Source organism: Pseudomonas sp. C321 (assembly GCF_055407105.1).
In genome coordinates, this window is the sequence record NZ_JBUZRB010000006.1 from 108,502 (window position 1) to 128,604 (window position 20,103).

Annotated in this window: 17 protein-coding genes; 8 read left to right on the plus strand and 9 right to left on the minus strand. The window is 60.5% G+C overall.

The features are described from left to right. Positions 1–7: 7 nt before the first annotated feature. The 6 genes from aroB (at position 8) to ACZRJ6_RS18750 (ending at position 10,663) form a co-directional block, all read left to right on the plus strand. Entirely contained in the window at positions 8–1,108 is a 1,101-nt protein-coding gene (gene aroB / locus ACZRJ6_RS18725; protein WP_133101323.1) for a 3-dehydroquinate synthase, read from the plus strand. Positions 1,109–1,118: 10 nt separating this feature from the next. Continuing rightward, entirely contained in the window at positions 1,119–2,669 is a 1,551-nt protein-coding gene (locus tag ACZRJ6_RS18730) for an AAA family ATPase (protein ID WP_463969023.1), read from the plus strand. A gap of 350 nt (positions 2,670–3,019) precedes the next feature. Next, a complete protein-coding gene (gene gltB, locus ACZRJ6_RS18735; RefSeq protein WP_463969024.1) occupies positions 3,020–7,465 on the plus strand; it encodes a glutamate synthase large subunit in 4,446 nt (1,481 codons plus the stop codon). A 113-nt stretch (positions 7,466–7,578) separates the two neighbouring features. Then, a complete protein-coding gene (locus ACZRJ6_RS18740) occupies positions 7,579–8,997 on the plus strand; it encodes an FAD-dependent oxidoreductase (protein ID WP_463969025.1) in 1,419 nt (472 codons plus the stop codon). Positions 8,998–9,132: 135 nt separating this feature from the next. Then, the gene (hemE, locus tag ACZRJ6_RS18745) at positions 9,133–10,200 is read left to right on the plus strand and encodes a uroporphyrinogen decarboxylase (protein WP_133101327.1); all 1,068 of its coding nucleotides are present in this window, start codon (positions 9,133–9,135) and stop codon (positions 10,198–10,200) included. Between the two features lie 112 nt (positions 10,201–10,312). Continuing rightward, complete coding sequence (locus ACZRJ6_RS18750) at positions 10,313–10,663, plus strand: YgiW/YdeI family stress tolerance OB fold protein (RefSeq protein ID WP_463969026.1); 351 nt, start codon at positions 10,313–10,315, stop codon at positions 10,661–10,663. 28 nt (positions 10,664–10,691) lie between these two features. On the opposite strand, the gene ACZRJ6_RS18755 is transcribed toward ACZRJ6_RS18750, so the two are convergent. Next, the gene (locus ACZRJ6_RS18755) at positions 10,692–11,966 is read right to left on the minus strand and encodes an MFS transporter (RefSeq protein ID WP_463969027.1); all 1,275 of its coding nucleotides are present in this window, start codon (positions 11,964–11,966) and stop codon (positions 10,692–10,694) included. A gap of 124 nt (positions 11,967–12,090) precedes the next feature. Between ACZRJ6_RS18755 and ACZRJ6_RS18760 the strand changes: the two genes are divergently transcribed. Continuing rightward, the gene (locus ACZRJ6_RS18760; protein WP_463969028.1) at positions 12,091–12,984 is read left to right on the plus strand and encodes a LysR family transcriptional regulator; all 894 of its coding nucleotides are present in this window, start codon (positions 12,091–12,093) and stop codon (positions 12,982–12,984) included. A 70-nt stretch (positions 12,985–13,054) separates the two neighbouring features. Beyond that, a complete protein-coding gene (locus ACZRJ6_RS18765) occupies positions 13,055–13,342 on the plus strand; it encodes a type II toxin-antitoxin system PemK/MazF family toxin (RefSeq protein ID WP_463969029.1) in 288 nt (95 codons plus the stop codon). A 221-nt stretch (positions 13,343–13,563) separates the two neighbouring features. Here ACZRJ6_RS18765 and ACZRJ6_RS18770 read toward each other — a convergent pair whose 3' ends face one another. From ACZRJ6_RS18770 to ACZRJ6_RS18805, 8 genes are read right to left on the minus strand one after another with little or no spacing between them, the layout of a single operon-like run. Beyond that, complete coding sequence (locus tag ACZRJ6_RS18770; protein WP_149411242.1) at positions 13,564–14,028, minus strand: hypothetical protein; 465 nt, start codon at positions 14,026–14,028, stop codon at positions 13,564–13,566. Between the two features lie 27 nt (positions 14,029–14,055). After that, complete coding sequence (locus ACZRJ6_RS18775; protein WP_463969030.1) at positions 14,056–15,282, minus strand: beta-ketoacyl-ACP synthase; 1,227 nt, start codon at positions 15,280–15,282, stop codon at positions 14,056–14,058. Further along, positions 15,282–16,010, minus strand: coding sequence for a 3-oxoacyl-ACP reductase FabG (gene fabG / locus ACZRJ6_RS18780; protein WP_463969031.1), 729 nt, complete (start codon positions 16,008–16,010; stop codon positions 15,282–15,284). The genes ACZRJ6_RS18775 and fabG overlap by 1 nt, the downstream gene beginning before the upstream one ends. Beyond that, positions 16,007–16,468: a hotdog family protein gene (locus tag ACZRJ6_RS18785; RefSeq protein ID WP_463969032.1), complete on the minus strand. Its 462-nt coding sequence runs from the start codon at positions 16,466–16,468 to the stop codon at positions 16,007–16,009. The genes fabG and ACZRJ6_RS18785 overlap by 4 nt, the downstream gene beginning before the upstream one ends. Next, positions 16,465–17,643 carry a beta-ketoacyl-[acyl-carrier-protein] synthase family protein gene (locus ACZRJ6_RS18790; RefSeq protein ID WP_463969033.1) on the minus strand — a complete coding sequence of 393 codons (1,179 nt, stop codon included), beginning with the start codon at positions 17,641–17,643 and terminating at the stop codon, positions 16,465–16,467. The genes ACZRJ6_RS18785 and ACZRJ6_RS18790 overlap by 4 nt, the downstream gene beginning before the upstream one ends. Then, positions 17,640–18,122: a hypothetical protein gene (locus ACZRJ6_RS18795; RefSeq protein ID WP_463969034.1), complete on the minus strand. Its 483-nt coding sequence runs from the start codon at positions 18,120–18,122 to the stop codon at positions 17,640–17,642. The genes ACZRJ6_RS18790 and ACZRJ6_RS18795 overlap by 4 nt, the downstream gene beginning before the upstream one ends. Then, positions 18,119–18,853, minus strand: a complete 735-nt coding sequence (locus ACZRJ6_RS18800) for a class I SAM-dependent methyltransferase (protein ID WP_463969035.1) — start codon at positions 18,851–18,853, stop codon at positions 18,119–18,121. Before ACZRJ6_RS18800 ends, ACZRJ6_RS18795 begins: the two co-directional genes overlap by 4 nt. Then, positions 18,850–20,097 carry an NAD(P)/FAD-dependent oxidoreductase gene (locus ACZRJ6_RS18805; protein WP_463969036.1) on the minus strand — a complete coding sequence of 416 codons (1,248 nt, stop codon included), beginning with the start codon at positions 20,095–20,097 and terminating at the stop codon, positions 18,850–18,852. The genes ACZRJ6_RS18800 and ACZRJ6_RS18805 overlap by 4 nt, the downstream gene beginning before the upstream one ends. Positions 20,098–20,103 lie beyond the last annotated feature (6 nt).

The window sequence follows — 20,103 nt, forward strand, 5'->3', positions numbered from 1 at the left end:
GGGACACATGCAGACACTTAAGGTCGATCTTGGCGAGCGCAGCTACCCGATCCATATTGGCGAAGGTTTGTTGGACCAGCCCGAATTGTTCGCACCGCATATTGCCGGGCGACAAGTGGCGATTATCTCCAACGAGACGGTTGCGCCGCTTTATCTTGAGCGCCTGAGTCGCAGCCTTGAGGCGTATTCGGTTATTTCGGTGATTCTGCCCGATGGCGAAGCGTTCAAGACCTGGGAAACCCTGCAACTGATCTTCGACGGCCTGCTCACTGCCCGTCATGACCGTCGCACCACCGTGGTTGCCCTAGGCGGCGGAGTTATCGGCGACATGGCCGGTTTCGCGGCGGCCTGTTACCAGCGCGGCGTGGACTTTATCCAGGTGCCGACCACGCTGCTGTCCCAGGTCGATTCGTCGGTGGGCGGCAAGACCGGCATCAATCACCCGCTGGGCAAGAACATGGTCGGTGCGTTCTATCAGCCCAACGTGGTGCTGATCGATACCGCTACCCTCAATACCCTGCCACCTCGTGAGCTGTCGGCGGGCCTGGCGGAAGTCATCAAGTACGGGTTGATCTGCGACGAGCCGTTCCTGACCTGGCTGGAGGAACATGTCGACGCCCTGCGCGACCTGGACCAGGTCGCGCTGACCGAAGCCATTTCCCGCTCGTGCGCCGCCAAGGCGTTAGTGGTCAATGCCGACGAGCGCGAGTCCGGTGTGCGGGCCACATTGAACCTGGGCCACACCTTCGGCCATGCGATCGAAACGCACATGGGCTATGGTGTGTGGTTGCATGGAGAGGCCGTAGCGGCCGGCACCGTGATGGCATTGGAGATGTCGCAACGCCTGGGCTGGATCAGCAGCCAGGAGCGTGATCGCGGTATTCGCCTGTTCCAGCGCGCCGGGTTACCGGTCATTCCTCCCGAGGAGATGACTGAAGCTGATTTTCTCGAACACATGGCGATAGACAAGAAAGTAATCGACGGTCGTCTGCGTCTGGTGCTGTTGCGCAGAATGGGCGAAGCGGTAGTGACCGACGATTATCCGAAAGAGATTTTACAGGCCACGCTGGGAGCGGACTACCGCGCCCTGGCTCAGCTTAAAGGTTAATAAGATCCCGATGACTAGTTTGCATGCTGACGAGGCGTTCCTTGGCCATTACCAGTTAAACCACGACCCTTTTGCTCCACGGGTGCCTGGTTTCAAATTCTTCCCTGCCCAACGCAAACCGGTGTTGGGGCAGTTGCACCACCTGGCGCGTTACAGCCAGCTGCTGCTGGTGGTCACGGGCCCGTTGGGCAGTGGCAAGACCTTGCTGCGTCAGGCGCTGGTGGCCAGCACCAACAAGCAGTCAGTGCAGAGTGTGGTGGTGTCAGCCCGTGGCGCCGGTGATGCTGCGGGCGTGCTGCGCCAGATCGCCCAGGCCCTGGACGTGTCCAATGCCGAGCCGACGGCGATCCTCAAGCAAGTGGTACAACTGGGCCTGACCGGCCAGGAAGTCTACCTGCTGGTGGACGATGCCGAGCAGCTCGACGAATCGGCCCTTGAAGCGTTGCTGGCCCTGGCGGCCGGTACGCCTGAAGGTCGTCCTCATGTGTTCCTGTTCGGTGAGTCGTCGCTGATTGCCGATCTGGAGCAGTTAAGCGGTGAGGAAGAGCGCTTCCATGTCATCGAACTGCAGCCTTACGAAGAAGAAGAAACCCGCGAATACCTGGCCCAGCGTCTTGAAGGTGCCGGGCAGGGAATCGAACTTTTTTCCGCTTCGCAGATCTCTGATATTCACGAAAGCTCCGACGGCTGGCCTGGCACCATCAACCAGGTCGCCCGGGATGCCATGATCGAAGCCATGATTGCCAGCCGCTCAGCGGTGAAGCGTCCAAAGATGGGGTTCACCATGCCGAAGAAACACGTATTGGCAATTTCCGCTGTTGTAGTGGTTGCCGTCGCCGCCGCCTGGTTGATTCCAGGCCGCAGCAAGGCCCCGACAACCGCGCCTGCCGAACAGGCACAGCTGCCATTGGGCAAACCAACCACTAACGGCGCGCCAGCTGTTGAATTTTCCGGCTCCGGCCAGCCTACCAACCTGCCGATGGTCGGCCAGCCGGTCATGCGCGGCCCGTTGGCGGAAGAAGCTGGCGCCATCTCCGAAGGCGACGACGGCGTGCCAGTGGAAGGCTCCAGCGCCACTCCGCCGACTGTTACCACCATCGCGCCACCCGCTGGCGTAGCACCGAGCCCCGTGCCCGTGCCCGCGCCTGTACCGGCTCCAGTAGCCAAGCCGGCCCCTGCGCCTGTCCAGGTGGCGACCGCCAAGCCTGCCCCGGCGCCAGTTGCTAAACCAGCACCTGCTGCCAAGCCTGCGACCGTAGCCAAGGCCTCCGCTGGCAGCAGCTGGTACACCAGCCAACCGGCCAAGAACTACGTGGTGCAGATCCTCGGCACCAGCTCCGAAGCCAGCGCGCAAAACTTCGTCAAGGAGCAGGGCGGCGAATACCGTTATTTCAAGAAAGACCTTAACGGCAAGCCGCTTTACGTGATCACCTACGGCAACTTCGCCAGCCGTGATGCAGCTGTAACCGCTATCAAGGCCTTGCCAGCGAAGGTTCAGGCTGGTAAACCTTGGCCTCGCACCGTCGCCAGCGTCCAACAGGAACTGGCAGCAACTCGCTGAAGATTCGGCGGCCTTACCCAGGCCGCCTCTCCCGGCACCTCAAAAAAAACCGTAAGTGCGTGCTGCCTTCCAGGCCGCGCGCTTTGTGGTGTCTGCGCACGTCGCTTTTGAGTCGTAGCGGTCAGAATTAAAAAAGTTTTGACTAGCACAGCATATCGCTTTAAACCTTTCATAAATGCGACATAGATTTGCGACAGTTCGTCGCTAAATTTGTGAGCGTCTGTGTCGGTGTGTACAATGACCTCCCTTTTGCCCCCGCAAAGCCGGCGTACGTCCGGCGTGGAAGGTAACGGGTTGAATTGAAAAGAAATTTGCCTCGTTCAAAGAGGCAGCCTGGTGAGAAAGTGTCTATGAAAGCAGGTCTGTACCAACCCGATGAATTCAAGGATAACTGCGGTTTCGGCCTGATTGCCCATATGCAGGGCGAGCCCAGTCATACCCTTCTGCAAACGGCCATCGAGGCCCTGACCTGCATGACCCACCGCGGTGGGATCAACGCCGACGGCAAGACCGGTGACGGTTGCGGCTTGCTGATTCAAAAGCCCGACCAGTTCCTGCGTGCAATCGCTAAGGAGCATTTCGGTGCCGACTTGCCCAAGCAGTACGCCGTGGGCATGGTGTTTTTCAACCAGGACCCGGTAAAAGCCCAAGCTGCTCGCGAGAACATGAACCGCGAGATCCTGGCTGCCGGCCTGCAACTCGTTGGCTGGCGCAAAGTGCCCATCGACACCAGCGTCCTCGGCCGCCTGGCCCTGGAGCGTCTGCCGCAGATCGAACAAGTGTTCATCTCCGGCGACGGTTTCAGCGATCAGGACATGGCGATCAAGCTGTTCACTTCCCGTCGTCGTTCGTCCGTAGCCAACGCTGCCGACACCGACCACTACATCTGCAGCTTTTCCCACAAGACCATTATTTATAAAGGCCTGATGATGCCGGCGGATTTGACCGCCTTCTATCCAGACCTGAGCGACGAGCGCCTGCAAACCGCAATCTGCGTGTTCCATCAGCGCTTCTCCACCAACACCCTGCCGAAATGGCCGCTGGCCCAGCCATTTCGGTTCCTCGCCCATAACGGCGAGATCAACACCATCACCGGTAACCGCAACTGGGCCGTAGCCCGACGCACCAAGTTCGCCAATGATTTGATGGACCTCGAAGAGCTGGGCCCGCTGGTCAATCGCGTGGGTTCCGACTCCTCCAGCATGGACAACATGCTGGAACTGATGGTCACCGGCGGCATCGACCTGTTCCGTGGCGTACGCATGATCATTCCGCCTGCGTGGCAGAACGTCGAGACCATGGACCCCGATCTTCGGGCGTTCTATGAGTACAACTCCATGCACATGGAGCCGTGGGACGGCCCGGCGGGTGTCGTGATGACTGATGGCCGCTACGCGGTGTGCCTGCTGGACCGTAACGGTCTGCGCCCGGCGCGTTGGGTCACCACCACCAACGGCTTTATCACCCTGGCTTCGGAAGTTGGCGTCTGGAATTACCAGCCCGAAGACGTCATCGCCAAGGGCCGCGTAGGCCCTGGGCAGATCCTGGCTGTGGACACTGAAACCGGGCAGGTTCTCGACACCGACGCCATCGACAACCGCTTGAAGTCCCGTCATCCGTACAAGCAATGGCTGCGCAAGAACGCTCTGCGCATTCAGTCGACCATGGAAGACAACGACCACGGCTCGGCTTTCTACGACGTCGACCAACTCAAGCAGTACATGAAGATGTACCAGGTCACGTTCGAAGAGCGCGACCAGGTGCTGCGCCCACTGGGCGAGCAAGGCTACGAAGCCGTCGGCTCCATGGGTGACGACACGCCAATGGCCGTGCTGTCCCAGCGTGTGCGTACGCCGTATGACTATTTCCGCCAGCAGTTCGCCCAGGTGACCAACCCGCCGATCGACCCGCTGCGTGAAGCCATCGTCATGTCCCTGGAAATCTGCCTCGGCGCCGAGCGCAATATCTTCCAGGAATCGCCAGAGCACGCCTCCCGCGTGATCCTCAGCTCGCCGGTCATTTCCCCGGCCAAGTGGCGTTCGTTGATGACCCTGGAGCGTCCAGGCTTTGACCGGCAGATCATCGACCTGAACTACGACGAGAGCATCGGCCTGGAAGCTGCGGTGCGTAACGTCGCCGATCAGGCTGAAGAAGCCGTGCGCGCTGGTCGTACCCAGATCGTGCTGACCGACCGTCATATCGCCCCGGGCAAGTTGCCGATCCACGCTTCCCTGGCCACCGGCGCGGTGCATCACCGCCTGACTGAAAAAGGCCTGCGTTGCGACTCCAACATCCTCGTGGAAACCGCCACCGCCCGCGACCCGCACCACTTCGCTGTATTGATCGGTTTCGGCGCCTCGGCGGTCTACCCGTTCCTCGCGTACGAAGTGCTGGGCGACCTGATCCGTACCGGTGAAGTGCTGGGCGACCTCTATGAGGTGTTCAAGAACTACCGTAAAGGCATCACCAAGGGCCTGCTGAAGATCCTGTCGAAGATGGGCATCTCCACCATCACGTCTTATCGCGGTGCTCAGTTGTTCGAAGCCATCGGCCTGTCGGAAGAAGTCTGCGACATGAGCTTCCGTGGCGTGCCGAGCCGCATCAAGGGTGCGCGTTTCGTCGACATCGAAGCCGAACAGAAAGCCCTGGCAGCCGAAGCCTGGAGCGCGCGCAAGCCGATCCAGCAAGGCGGCCTGCTGAAGTTCGTCCACGGTGGTGAATATCACGCCTACAACCCTGACGTGGTCAGCACCTTGCAAGCCGCTGTGCAGCAAGGCGACTACGCCAAGTTTAAGGAATACACCGCGCTGGTGGATAACCGCCCGGTGTCGATGATCCGCGATATGTTCAAGGTGAAAACCCTGGACACGCCACTGGCCATCAGCGAGATCGAGCCTCTGGAATCGATCCTCAAGCGTTTCGACTCCGCCGGTATTTCCCTGGGCGCCTTGTCGCCTGAGGCTCACGAAGCCCTGGCCGAAGCCATGAACCGCCTAGGTGCGCGTTCCAACTCCGGCGAAGGTGGTGAAGACCCGGCGCGTTACGGCACCATCAAGAGCTCGAAAATCAAGCAGGTGGCTACTGGCCGTTTCGGTGTGACCCCGGAATACCTGGTCAACGCCGAAGTGCTGCAAATCAAGGTTGCCCAAGGCGCCAAGCCAGGCGAGGGCGGCCAGTTGCCAGGCGGCAAGGTCAACGGCCTGATCGCCAAGCTGCGTTACGCTGTGCCTGGCGTGACCCTGATTTCGCCACCGCCGCACCACGACATCTACTCCATCGAGGATTTGTCGCAGCTGATTTTCGACTTGAAACAAGTCAACCCCAAGGCCCTGGTCTCGGTGAAGCTAGTAGCAGAAGCCGGCGTCGGTACTATCGCCGCCGGTGTGGCCAAGGCCTATGCCGACCTGATCACCATCTCCGGCTACGACGGCGGCACCGGCGCATCGCCGCTGACCTCCATCAAGTACGCTGGCGCACCATGGGAACTGGGGCTTGCAGAAACTCACCAAACCCTGCGTGGCAACGACCTGCGCGGCAAGGTTCGGGTGCAAACCGACGGCGGCCTGAAAACCGGCCTCGACGTGATCAAGGCCGCCATCCTCGGCGCTGAAAGCTTCGGCTTCGGCACCGCACCGATGATCGCCCTGGGCTGCAAATACCTGCGCATCTGCCACCTGAACAACTGCGCCACTGGCGTCGCTACCCAGAACGAGAAGCTGCGCAAGGATCACTACATCGGCACCGTCGACATGGTGGTGAATTTCTTCACCTACGTCGCCGAAGAAACCCGTGAGTGGTTGGCCAAGCTGGGCGTGCGCACCCTCGAAGAGCTGATCGGCCGTACCGATCTGTTGGAAATCCTCGAAGGCCAGACGGCCAAGCAGCAGCACCTGGACCTGACGCCGCTATTGGGCAGCGATCACATTCCGGCCGACAAACCACAATTCTGCCAGGTGGAACGCAACCCGCCGTTCGACAAAGGCCTGTTGGCCGAGAAGATGGTCGAGATGGCCATTTCGTCGATCAACGATGCCAGCGGCGGCGAATTCGTCCTGGATATCTGCAACTGTGACCGTTCCATCGGCGCGCGGATCTCCGGTGAAATCGCCCGTAAACACGGCAACCAGGGCATGGCCAAGGCGCCGATCACCTTCCGCTTCAAGGGCACCGCTGGCCAGAGCTTCGGCGTTTGGAACGCCGGCGGCCTGAACATGTACCTGGAAGGCGACGCCAACGACTACGTGGGCAAGGGCATGACCGGCGGTAAGCTGGTGATCGTTCCGCCGGTGGGCAGCATCTACAAGACGCAGGACAGTGCCATCATCGGTAACACCTGCCTGTATGGCGCGACCGGCGGCAAGCTGTTCGCAGCGGGTACTGCCGGCGAGCGATTCGCGGTGCGTAACTCCGGTGCTCACACCGTGGTGGAAGGCACTGGCGATCACTGCTGCGAGTATATGACCGGTGGTTTCGTCGCCGTTCTGGGCAAGACTGGCTACAACTTCGGTTCGGGCATGACCGGCGGCTTCGCCTACGTGTTGGACCAGGACAACACCTTCGTCGACAAGGTCAACCACGAGCTGGTGGACATCCAGCGAATCAGCGGCGAAGCGATGGAATCCTATCGCAACCACTTGCAGCATGTGCTGAACGAATACGTCGAGGAAACCAACAGCGAATGGGGCCGTAACCTCGCTGAAAACCTTGATGACTACCTGCGTCGTTTCTGGCTCGTCAAACCTAAGGCGGCGAGTTTGAAATCTTTGCTCTCCAGTACTCGTGCGAGTCCGCAATAAACGACGCAGCGGCAAGCGGCAAGCTTGAAACAGTGCGCGGTGTGCCGGACTAATGTGATTTTCTTGCAGCTTCAAGCTTGTAGCTTGAAGCTGTCGTGTAAGAGGTTTTGAAGATGGCCGAACGTCTCAGCAACGACTTCCAATTCATCGATGTCGGGCGCAAAGATCCGAAGAAGAAACTGTTGCGTCAACGCAAGAAAGAGTTCGTGGAAATCTACGAACCCTTCAAACCCCAGCACTCGGCCGACCAGGCCCACCGCTGCCTGGGTTGCGGTAACCCGTATTGCGAATGGAAGTGCCCGGTGCACAACTTCATTCCCAACTGGCTCAAATTGGTGGCCGAGGGCAATATCCTCGCCGCCGCCGAGCTATCCCACCAGACCAACACCTTGCCGGAAGTCTGCGGCCGGGTGTGCCCACAGGATCGTCTGTGTGAGGGTGCCTGCACCCTCAACGACGGTTTTGGGGCGGTGACCATCGGTTCGGTGGAGAAGTACATCACCGACACCGCGTTCGCCATGGGCTGGCGCCCGGACATGTCCAAGGTCAAGCCCACCGGCAAACGTGTGGCGATCATCGGTGCCGGGCCTGCGGGCCTGGGCTGTGCCGACGTACTGGTGCGTGCCGGCGTGACCCCGGTGGTGTTCGACAAGAACCCGGAAATCGGTGGCCTGCTGACCTTCGGCATCCCTGAGTTCAAGCTGGAAAAGACCGTACTGAGCCACCGTCGCGAAGTGTTCACCGGCATGGGCATCGAGTTCCGTCTCAACACCGAGATCGGCAAAGACGTGACCATGGAGCAACTGCTCGAAGAATACGATGCCGTGTTCATGGGCATGGGCACCTACACCTACATGAAGGGCGGCTTTGCCGGTGAGGACCTGCCGGGCGTCTACGACGCTTTGGACTTCCTGATTGCCAACGTCAACCGCAACCTGGGCTTTGAAAAGTCGCCGGAAGACTTCGTCGACATGAAAGGCAAAAAGGTCGTGGTACTGGGCGGTGGCGACACGGCGATGGACTGCAACCGTACCTCGATTCGCCAGGGTGCCAAGTCGGTGACCTGTGCTTATCGTCGTGACGAAGCCAACATGCCGGGCTCGCGCAAAGAGGTGAAGAACGCCAAGGAAGAAGGCGTGAAATTCCTCTACAACCGCCAGCCGATCGCCATTGTGGGTGAAGATCGCGTCGAAGGCGTGAAAGTGGTCGAGACCCGTCTCGGCGAACCGGATGCCCGTGGCCGTCGCAGCCCCGAGCCGATCCCGGGTTCCGAAGAGATCATCCCGGCTGACGCCGTGGTCATCGCCTTCGGCTTCCGTCCAAGCCCGGCGCCTTGGTTTGAGCAGTTCAGCATCCAGACCGACAGCCAGGGCCGCGTCGTGGCTCCGGAACAAGCCCAGTACAAACACCAGACCAGCAACCCGAAAATTTTCGCCGGTGGCGATATGGTTCGCGGTTCTGACCTGGTGGTGACGGCGATCTTCGAAGGCCGCACTGCCGCCGAAGGGATCCTGGATTATCTGAACGTCTGACGACGTCAGCGACAAGCTGCAAGCTACAAGTTGAGGCAACTCGCTTTTAACTTGCAGCTTGCAGCTGGTCACCGGTCACTGTCTTTCTGCGTCTCGCTCTGAGAAAATGCCCGCACTTTTTATGCGGATGCCGACATGACTGCCCTCAAGAACGACCGTTTCCTTCGTGCCCTGCTCAAGCAACCTGTTGACGTCACCCCTGTGTGGATGATGCGTCAAGCCGGTCGCTACCTGCCGGAGTACCGCGCCAGCCGCGCCAAAGCCGGCGACTTCATGAGCCTGTGCATGAACCCGGAGTTCGCCTGCGAAGTCACCATGCAGCCGCTGGACCGTTATCCACAACTGGATGCGGCCATCCTCTTCTCCGATATCCTGACCATCCCTGACGCCATGGGCCAAGGCCTGTACTTTGAAACCGGCGAAGGCCCGCGTTTCAAGAAAGTCGTCAGCACCCTGGCCGACATCGAAGCCCTGCCGATCCCCGATCCTCACAAGGACCTGGGCTACGTCATGGACGCGGTCAGCACCATTCGCCGTGAGCTGAACGGCCGCGTGCCGCTGATCGGCTTCTCCGGCAGCCCGTGGACCCTGGCCACCTACATGGTCGAAGGCGGCTCGTCGAAAGACTTCCGCAAGACCAAGGCCATGCTCTACGACAACCCGCAAGCCATGCATCTGTTGCTGGACAAGCTGGCGCAGTCGGTCATCTCCTACCTCAACGGCCAGATCATGGCGGGCGCCCAAGCGGTGCAGATCTTCGACACTTGGGGTGGCAACCTGTCGGCGGCGGCGTACCAGGAATTCTCCCTGGCCTACATGCGCAAAATCGTCAGCGGCCTGATCCGCGAACATGAAGGTCGCAAGGTGCCGGTGATCCTGTTCACCAAGGGCGGCGGCCTGTGGCTGGAAAGCATCGCTGATGCTGGCGCGGACGCACTGGGTCTGGATTGGACCTGCGACATCGGCGAAGCCCGCCGTCGCGTGGGCGGCCAAGTGGCGCTGCAAGGCAACATGGACCCGACTGTGCTGTACGCCAAGCCGGAAGCGATCCGCACCGAAGTCGGCCGTATCCTCGCCAGCTACGGCAAAGGCAGCGGCCATGTGTTCAACCTTGGTCACGGGATTACGCCGGAAGTTGATCCGGAGCACGCTGGCGCATTCATGCGGGCGGTGCATGAGTTGTCGGCGCAATATCACGAGTAACCAAGTTGCGATAACAAATAACGCCTGGCCTGTGCCGGGCGTTTTGCATTAAGTTTCAATTCAGCCACGGTGTTTATGCTGACCCCATCGAAACCCAGATTGGATCACTCCCATGAAAACCCGTTACCTCGCTCTCCTGTTGGCCCCCTTGTTTAGCACCGCTGCCCTGGCGGGTGCTGGTTACACTGGTCCCGGTGCGCAATCGGTGGTCACTGTTGCTGGCGCCCAAGCCGCATCCGACGACACTCCCGTGGTATTGCAAGGTCATATCGTCAGTCGTCTCAAAGACCACGAGAAGTACGAGTTCAAGGACACCACCGGGACCATCGCTGTGGAAATCGATGATGAGGACCTGCCACCCGTTCCCTTCGATGAGAAGACCCAGGTCAAGCTGACCGGTGAGGTCGACAAGGGCCTGATGAGCCGTGAGATCGATGTTGACCGTGTGGAAATTATCAACTGACCGCTGACTCAAATCTCCACAGGGCCGCTTAGCGGCCCTTTTCGTTTTTTGCCGGCAGTTTGCTCAGGTGCAATGCCACCAGCAAAGCAATCACCAGGAGGCTGGTGATAAAGCCGCCGATCCCGCTCCACCCCGCGTAGTGCCAGAAAATCCCACCCGCCGTCCCGGCAATGCTCGACCCGGCGTAATAACTGAACAGGTACAACGACGAGGCCTGGCCCTTGGCTTTCAGCGCGCGCCGGCCGATCCAGCTGCTGGCCACCGAGTGGGCGCCGAAGAAACCAAACGTGAACATCAACATGCCGACGATCACCAGCACCAGCGGCGTAAACAGCGTCAGGGTGATGCCGGCGAGCATCAGCACGATGGTGGCCCAGAGCACCCGCCGACGGCCCAAACGGTCGGCCAGTGAGCCGATTTTTGCCGAGCTATAGATGCCCGACAGGTACACCAGCGACAGCAAGCCCACTACGGCTTGGCTCAGGTCATACGGATCTGCCAGCAAGCGATAGCCGATGTAGTTGAACAGGGTGACGAAGCTGCCCATGAGCAGGAACGCTTCGAGAAACAGCCACGGCAGGCCGGCGTCCTTGAAGTGCATGGTGAAACCGTCCAGCAGGCTGCGCGGGTTCAGGGTACTGGCGCGGAAGTTGCGCGATTCGGGGAGGATTTTCCAGAACACCGTGGCCGCGATCAGCGCCAGGGCGCCGATTATCAACATCGCTGTGTGCCAGCTGACGAAGTCGATCAGTACGCCAATGATCAAGCGCCCGCTCATGCCGCCGATGGCGTTGCCACCGATGTACAAGCCCATGGCCAGGCCGATGTGTTGTGGATGTATTTCTTCGCTCAGGTAGGTCATCGCCACGGCGGCCAGGCCACTTAAGGACAGGCCGACCAGAGCCCGCATCAGCAAAATCCCTTCCCAAGTGGGCATCAGGCCGCTGGCGATGGTGCACAGTGCGGCGCAGAACAGTGCAGCAACCATCACTCGCTTGCGCCCAAGGGTGTCGGAAATCGGACCGGTAATCAGCAAACCAAAGGCCAGCATGCCGGTGGCCACCGAAAGAATCAGGCTGCTCTGCGCGGCATTGATGGAAAACTCGTGGGACAGCGCGGGCATCATCGGCTGCACGCAATAGAGCAAGGCGAAGGTGGCGAAGCCGCCGGAAAACAGCGCCAGCACTGTGCGCATGAACATCGGCGTGCCTTTTTCGATGTACTGCTCATTAAGCTGCGCCACCACCTCATCCAGGGCGGTGGGCGGGACTTCTTGAGCGAGTGGAGCGACAGCAGATTTCACGCGGGACCTCGGGGAGGAAAAGCAGCCAGGGCTGGCGATGGGAAAAAGAATATAGCTGCCTAATGATTCTTTCCAATATATTGTTCGACCTGTTTGATAGCTTTTACGACCTAATAGGATTTCCATGGAATTGCGCCATCTGCGTTACTTCATCGCCGTTGCCGAAGAGCTGCATTTCGGCCGCGCGGCTCAGGTGCTGGGCATCTCGCAGCCGCCGCTGAGCCAGCAGATCCAGGCGTTGGAACAAGAAATTGGCGCTCGTTTATTTGAGCGTACCAATCGCCGGGTCGAACTGAGCGAAGCGGGGCGACTGTTCCTGCAAGAGGCGCGATTGGTGCTGGCCCAGGTCGGTAAAGCGGCGGACGTGGCGCGTCGTGCGCAACTGGGGGAGTTGGGCGAACTGAAGATCGGCTTCACCTCTTCTGCGCCGTTCAACTCCAGCATCCCACAGGCGATCTTCGCCTTTCGCCAGGCCTTCCCGGCGGTGCATCTGAGTTTGCAGGAAATGAGCAGTACCGAGGTGGCTGAGTCGCTGGTGGACGAGTCGATCCAGGTTGGGTTGATGCGGCCGTTGCCGTTGCCGGACTCCTTGAGCGTTGTGGAGTTGATGCGTGAGCCGCTGGTGGCTGTTCTTAACGCAGGTCACCCACTGGTGGACGGTAGCGAGCGCGGTTTGCATCTGGCGCAATTGGCAGACGAGCCTTTTGTATTTTTCCCGCGCACCTATGGCAGTGGTTTGTACGCCCAGTTACTTAACCTGGCCCGCGACGCCGGCTTCAGCCCGCACTTCGCCCAGGAAGCGGGGGAGGCCATGACCATCATCGGTTTGGTCGCCGCCGGCCTGGGTGTCTCGGTCCTGCCTGCGTCCTATCAGCGCATCCGTATTGATGGCGTGGTCTACCGCACCCTGCTTGATCAGGAAGCGGTGACGGCGGTGTGGCTGGTACAGCGCAAGGGCCAGCCATCGCCCATGGCCAAGGCGTTTGTCGAGTTGCTGACGCGTAAGGCAGTGGTGTAGCGACGATCACATCTCAAGTAACGGAACCGTCTTAGTAGTTTGTTGTGGATTTACGCAGAATCGCTTCTTTGTGATACGCAAGCACAGGGCCAATAAGTTGTTGGTAACAGTGGTGCCCTTGAGCACCACGGAACCGCGAACGGTGCTTGAGCACCATTTTCAGTTGGAAAGCCATTTGCAAGGAGCGAGTCCGGTCTGTTGGGCGAAATGCGATATCGTCGCTACCGTTAATCTAGGCAGGCTTGATCGGATCAAGAGCAAAGATCGGCATGGAAAACGCATTTACAAAATAGCCGAACTTACCAGTGAGCAATTCTTGGCAGTGAAAGCGGCGGTGCGCAGTGCGTTGGGGTTGTGATGAGTGTCAGACGTGATGAGCGGCGATATGACACCAATTGCCGATTACCTGTTTTCAGGCATACTGGCCGGGTTCCCGAAAGGGGCTTGTGAGACTCTGAGGATCCTGGGCAACCAGCCATCGTAGAGCCAGGCAGGAAGTGGCGATGACAAGCCAACCTGTTTGTGAAGAGGGCGCCGAAAGGCGCCCTTTGTCGTTTCAGGGGGCAAGTAGCAAATGCCTCAATTCTGCTTCGAAGTCCCGGTCTCCTTGAACAACTGCGCTGCCGGGCTCGTGTTGCTGCCACTCACACCCGTCACCCCATTGGCGCGCAAGCCGGCCAGGATGTCCCGATCCAGCATGCTGATCCAACGGTTGTAGTTGCGATGGATCTTGCCGTTCTTGTAGCCCAGGTCGCGGCTGTCGCGGTAGGTGATGGCGTAGCTGGTGCGGGTGTAGCGGATGTCGATTTCAGCGTGGTACTGGTTGCGTACGGTGATCTCGGCCTGGATCAGTTGCGGATCAGCGCGCTGCACGGTCCATTCGCGTTTCTCAAGGGCCGCGAGGATCGCCTGCTTGACCTTCTCGTCGCTGGCCTGGACGTTGGCCGGGATGTCGGTCTGGGTGTTGAGCACCGGCTTGCTGGTGCAGCCAGCGGCGGTCAGCAGGGCCAGGGCGATGAGGGTGGCACGTAACAGGGAAGACATTCCGTTTCTCCAATCAGTTAAAAAAGCTTACTGCCAGCGGCGAAAGATCAGCGAAGTGTTAACGCCGCCAAAGGCAAAGTTGTTGTTCATCACGTAGTCGTTGTGCATCTCGCGAAACTCGCCGCGCAGGTAATCCAGTTCGCCGCAGCGTGGGTCCACTTCATCGAGGTTGAAGGTGGGCACGTACAGGTCGTGGTTCATCATTTCGATGCTGAACCAGGACTCCAGCGCACCACAGGCGCCCAGGGTGTGGCCGAGGAAGCTCTTCTGCGAACTGATGGGCATGCGGCTGCCGAACAGGCTGCAGGTGGCCTGGGTTTCGGCGATATCGCCCTGTTCCGTGGCAGTGCCGTGGCCGTTCACATAGCCAATGGCGTCAGGTGCCAGGCCGGCATCTTCCAGCGCCAGTTCCATTGCCCGGCGCATGGTGACCTGTTCGGGACGGGTGGTGTGCTGGCCGTCGGCGTTGCTGCCAAAACCCACCACTTCGGCGTGGATGTGTGCGCCGCGGGCCAAGGCGTGTTCCAGTTCTTCAAGTACCAGCATGCCGCCGCCTTCGCCGATCACCAGGCCGTCGCGTCCACTGTCATAAGGACGCGGGCTGGTTTGCGGAGCGTCGTTTTTCAGGCTGGTGGCGTAGAGCGCATCGAACACCATGGCTTCGGTGGGGCACAGCTCTTCGGCGCCGCCGGCGAGCATCAGCGGCAGGCGGCCGAACTTGATGGCTTCATAGGCGTAGCCGATGCCCTGGCTGCCGCTGGTGCAGGCGCTGGACGTGGGAATCAGGCGCCCGGTAAGGCCGAAGAAGATGCTGATATTCGCCGCGGTGGTGTGGGGCATCATCCGCACGTAGGAGTTGGCATTCAGCCCTTGCGCCACCGAGTTGAGCAGCATATTACCGAAGGCCTTGATCTCATCGGTGCTGCCGGTGGATGAGCCGCAAGCAACACCCATGCGACCGTCCTTGATCGACTCGTCGCCCAGCAAACCGGCGTCCTGCAACGCTTGCTCCGCCGCCCATACTGCCAGGCGCGAGACCCGGCCCATGCTGCGCAGCTGCTTGCGAGTCCAGTGGGCCGGCACCACGAAATCATCGATCGGCCCCGCCAGCCGTGTATTCAACTCGGTAAACCGATCCCACTCATCCATGCGCCGAATACCGCTGCGCTTGGCACGAAAGTTCGCCGCGATGCTGTCCCAATCCCTACCCAGGGACGTGATGCCGGCCATGCCGGTGACGACCACGCGCTTCATCAACACAGGCCTCCGTTGACGGCCAGCACCTGACGGGTGATGTAGCTCGCCTCGGCCGACATCAGAAAATTCACTGCGCCGGCGACTTCTTCCGGGGTGCCCATGCGCTGGGCGGGGATCATCTTCATCAGTTCTTCCAGTGGCACGTTTTCGTCGAGCATCGCCGTGTCAATCAGCCCGGGGGCCACGCAGTTGACGGTGATTTTGCGCTTGCCCAGCTCAATGGCCAATGCCTTGGCGGCACCGATCAACCCGGCTTTCGAGGCGCTGTAGTTGACCTGGCCGCGATTGCCGATCAGCCCGGAAACCGACGTGATGCAAACAATCCGCCCCGCTGCGCGTCGACGAATCATCGGCATCATCACCGGGTGCAGCACGTTATAGAAACCGTCGAGGTTGGTGCGCATCACCACGTCCCAGTCGTCTTCCGACAGGGCGGGAAACGCACCATCACGAGTCAGGCCGGCATTCAGCACGACACCGTAGTAGGCGCCATGTTCTTCCACGTCTGCTTCCAGAATCGCCTTGCAGCTGGCGCGATCCGATACGTCGAATTGCAGCACCCGAGCGTTGCGGCCCAAGGTCTCGATTTCGTCCCGGACGGTATCAGCCTCGGCCCGGCCGCTTCGGCAATGCAGCACAATGTCATGGCCGGCCTTTGCCAGGCGCAGGGCGATGGCGCGGCCTATGCCACGGCTGGAGCCGGTGACCAGTATGGATTCAGTCATGAAGGGACTCCTTCGGATTCAGCTAAATAAGTAGCCGCCTGTGGCGGTCGAAATACGTTCAGGCGTGCACTGGCCTGGATACCTGGCCCGGTGAGGTGGCATTCGAACACACCCATGCCGTTGTCGTCTTCCAGGGAGCACAGGCCGTGGATGGTCAGTTCGCTGCCAGCCGGAAAACGTTCCACATTGCATTCAAATTTTCGGGTGCCCAAGAGAAATCCCAAGCCCACTTCATCACCGTTCTGCCGGGCGCGACAACCGGCCCAGGCGGCGACGCTTTGCGCCATCAGTTCGACGCCAACCCAGGCGGGCAGGCTGCCGTCGTCCAGGTTGAACAGGCCACCTGGTGTGACGGTGAGGCGGGTATGAATCTGTTCTTCATCGAACGCCAGGACCTGATTGATCAGGATCATGTCACCGGCGTGAGGCAGCAGTTCGGCGAGCGGCCAATCGATCATGGGGCGTCTCCGATAATCAGGCTGACGTTGTTGCCGCCAAAGGCGAAGGAGTTACTCATCAGGCAGCGCTTTTCCAGGGTGTCACCGGGCTCGACCCACTTTAAAGCGGGTAGCGCGGGGTCGGCCTGACCGTCCCAAACGTGAGGCGGCAAGGCGCGGGCGGTGTTCTCGGCGCATAGGCTCAGCCAGCAGAACGCCACTTCCAGCGCACCCGCGGCGCCCAGGGTATGGCCGCTCATGGGTTTGGTCGAGGAACAGGCCACCCCAAAGGGGAACAGGCTGGCCACGGCCAGGCTTTCCATGGCGTCATTGTGCTGGGTCGCGGTGCCGTGCAGGTTCAGGTAGCCGATCTGCTTGGGTTGCAGTTTCGCGCTGGCCAAGGCCTTGCTCATCGCCTGCAGCGCACCTTTGCCAGTGGGCTCCGGTGCGGAAATATGGTGGGCATCGCAACTGGCGCCGCTGCCCAGCAGGGCGATGGGCGCCGGGGTCTTGCTCATCAGGAACAGCACCGCCGCCTCGCCGATGTTGATGCCATTGCGGTTCACCGAGAACGGATTGCAGCGCTGCGCCGACACCGCTTCCAGGGATGAAAAACCATTGAGGGTCAGCTTGCACAGGCTGTCGACGCCACCGCACAACACCGCATCGCACATGCCCAGGTCCAGCAGGCGCTGGGCACTCATCAATGCGCGGGCGCTGGAAGTGCAGGCGGTGGAAATGACGTAGGCCGGGCCGCTCAGTTGCAGCCAGTCCGCGAGGAAGTTGGCCGGGGCGCTGAGTTCCTGTTGCTGGTAGTCGTAGTCGCTGGGGAACTGATTGTCCCGCAGGTAATGAGCGATGCCGCGGCTGGCTTCGTCGATACCCGAAGTGCTGGTGCCGAGAACGATGCCAATGCGCGCCGCACCAAAAGTCTCGATCGCTTGCTGGATCTCATCAAAGATCTGCAACGCGGCTTCCAGCAGCAGTTGGTTATTACGGCTGCTCTGCTGGCCCAGTTCTGGTGGGATCGTCGCCAGTTCACCGTGTACGCCGGCCACCGGCAGTATGCGCTCGGGCACCCAACCACTTTCCGCGCGCATGCCGGAGCAGTCTCCGACAAACAGGTTGCGGCTGACTTCACCCTTGCCACGGCCCAGGGCGCAGATCACGCCGAGGGCATTGAGGTAGGCGGTCATGGGGCAGCCTCCAGCGGGGTGATGTGGTAGTTCAGGTCCTGGCCGGGCAGGTTCACGGTGAACACCTGAGGCGATTGGTAAATGATCTGCCAATGGGGCTTGAGCACCCTGATATCGTCGAACTCACGGGCGCCAGGATAGTTGCCGGGCACTTCATTCGCCGGGGTCAGGGCAAACAGCAACGCGGCAAACAACTCCCGCGCCTGAGGGTTGGGGGGCAGCAAGCCGTCCGCCTGCCAGGCGCCGTCGATCAGCTTTTGCCTGGCCTGGGGAATGCCTAGCGGGTCCATCATCGACCAGCGAATCGCGCCCTCTTCACGCTGGATCACCAGCAGCCAATCCTGACGCTGGCCGTTCTGCTCGCGCTCGACATGCAATTGCAGAGGCAAGGTCAGAGTTGGGTTCTTCGCCGGCAACGGTGGCTGGCTGGCGCAAGCGCTCAGCAATAAAAAACAGCCCACCAGCAGCGCACGGATCATTGCTCGGGGCCCGCGAGGGGTTTGCGCGCGACCACGTTAACCAGGGTTTCTTCCCGCTCGCCGAACGGCTTGGGCCGGCGCAGTCCCCAGCGTTCCAGCAAGCCGAAATCCGTGGAGCGGCTCCACCACAGGTACGGATAGGAAACGTTTTGCAACTCGAACTCGAAGCCCTGTTCGCGAATCATCTCCAGGTACTCGGCAGCGCTTTTCTGCACATGCATCGGATGGCGGAACAGCCAGCGAATGACCCAAGTGTCGATGTACGCCTCGGTGGACTCGGCAAACAGCAAATAACCGCCGGGCTTGAGCACTCGATAGAACTCGGTCAGCGCTCGCTGCTGCTCCACCAGGTGATGGAAAGTCTGGTGACAGAACAGAATGTCGACACTGGCATCGGCCACGTCCAATGTTGCGCAGTCGCTGCCGATCAACTCGATGGCGAGGCCCTGGCGCGTTGCTTCCGTACGGCTCAAGTCCAGGCTGTGGGGATCAGCGTCCAGACCGATCAGGCGCTCGGGGGCGAACACCTGCTGCAAATACTGGAACGACTTGCCCTGGCCACAACCGGCATCCAGCAGCACCGGCGCAACCGGTAACGGATCGCTGAACAAACTGCGCAGGTCGTTGATTGCCACCCGCAGCACATGGTGCTGCCAGGTGTGGCTACGCAGGAACCAGAAGCCGAACCTGGTTTCCTCGACGTAGTTTTTGCTCAGGTATTGGCTGCTCATACCCCATCCCCCGCGCAGATTTCCGAGAGCATCCGCAGCCGGCGTTTGGGCTCGCTGACAAACGGGTTGCGCTCATCCCAGGCATATCCGGCGAGGATTGAACTGATCATCCGACGAATGTCCGGTGAGCTGCCGGGATGGAAAATCACATCCTGGAACGTTCCCGCGTACCAGCCCTCGACGTAGCAACGGAAGGTGTCGACCCCACGCTTCAACGGCTCGGCAAACTCGCTTTGCCAGTCGACCGTTTCGCCCTGCAATTGTCGGTGCAGCAAGCCGGCGGCCATGCTCGCCGACCGCATGGCGATGGTCACGCCGGAGGAAAATACCGGGTCGAGGAATTCCGCCGCGTTACCCAGCAATGCAAAGCCTGGACCATGCAAGGCTTTGACGTTGGCCGAGTAGCCGCCGATGGTCCTGGCCTCGGTATCCCACACTGCGTTTTTCAGCACTGTGGACAGGCTTGGGGTTTCGTCGATAAAGCTGCGCAAGCAAGCGTCGAGGTCTGCATCGCGGCCGTCGAAATGCTCCTTGGCCGCCACCACACCTACCGAGCAACGGCCGTTGCTGAACGGGATGGTCCAGAACCAGATATCGCGCTTGGTCGGGTGTGTGGTGATGAGGATTTTGCTGCGGTCGAAGCCCGGATGTTCGATACGGTCCTCGACATGGGTGAATACCGCCTGGCGTAACGGGAAGTTCGACGGTGCCTCCAGGTCCAACAGGCGCGGCAGGACGCGGCCGTAACCGCTGGCGTCCAGCACGAAACAGGCCTTGAGATGGTACTCGCTGCCGTTCTCCCGGCGTATGTGCAGGTAGCGGTTGCCTGCGGCAAAGTCGACGCCGACGAGGGTCTGGCCGTAACGAATTTCCACGCCCTGCAACGCCGCTTGATCCGCCAGCAGCTTGTCGAACTCGCCGCGCTGCACCTGGAAGGTGGTGGGTTTGCCGTTGCTGAAGGTGTCGCCAAAATCAAAGGCGCTGTAGCGCTCGCCCCAGGCAAACGCGGCACCGGTTTTCACCTGGAAACCGGCAGCGTTGACCGCGTCGAGCATGCCGGCTTCTTCGATGAAGTCGATGCAGTGGGACAACAGGCTTTCGCCGATGGAAAAGCGCGGGAAGTGCTGGCGCTCGATGATCAACACATCATGCCCGTTGCGTTTAAGCAGCGCGGCAGCAATGGCGCCGGACGGGCCGGCACCAATCACCACCACTTGGCGACGTTCCATTTCAACTGTGGGCACTGTGGC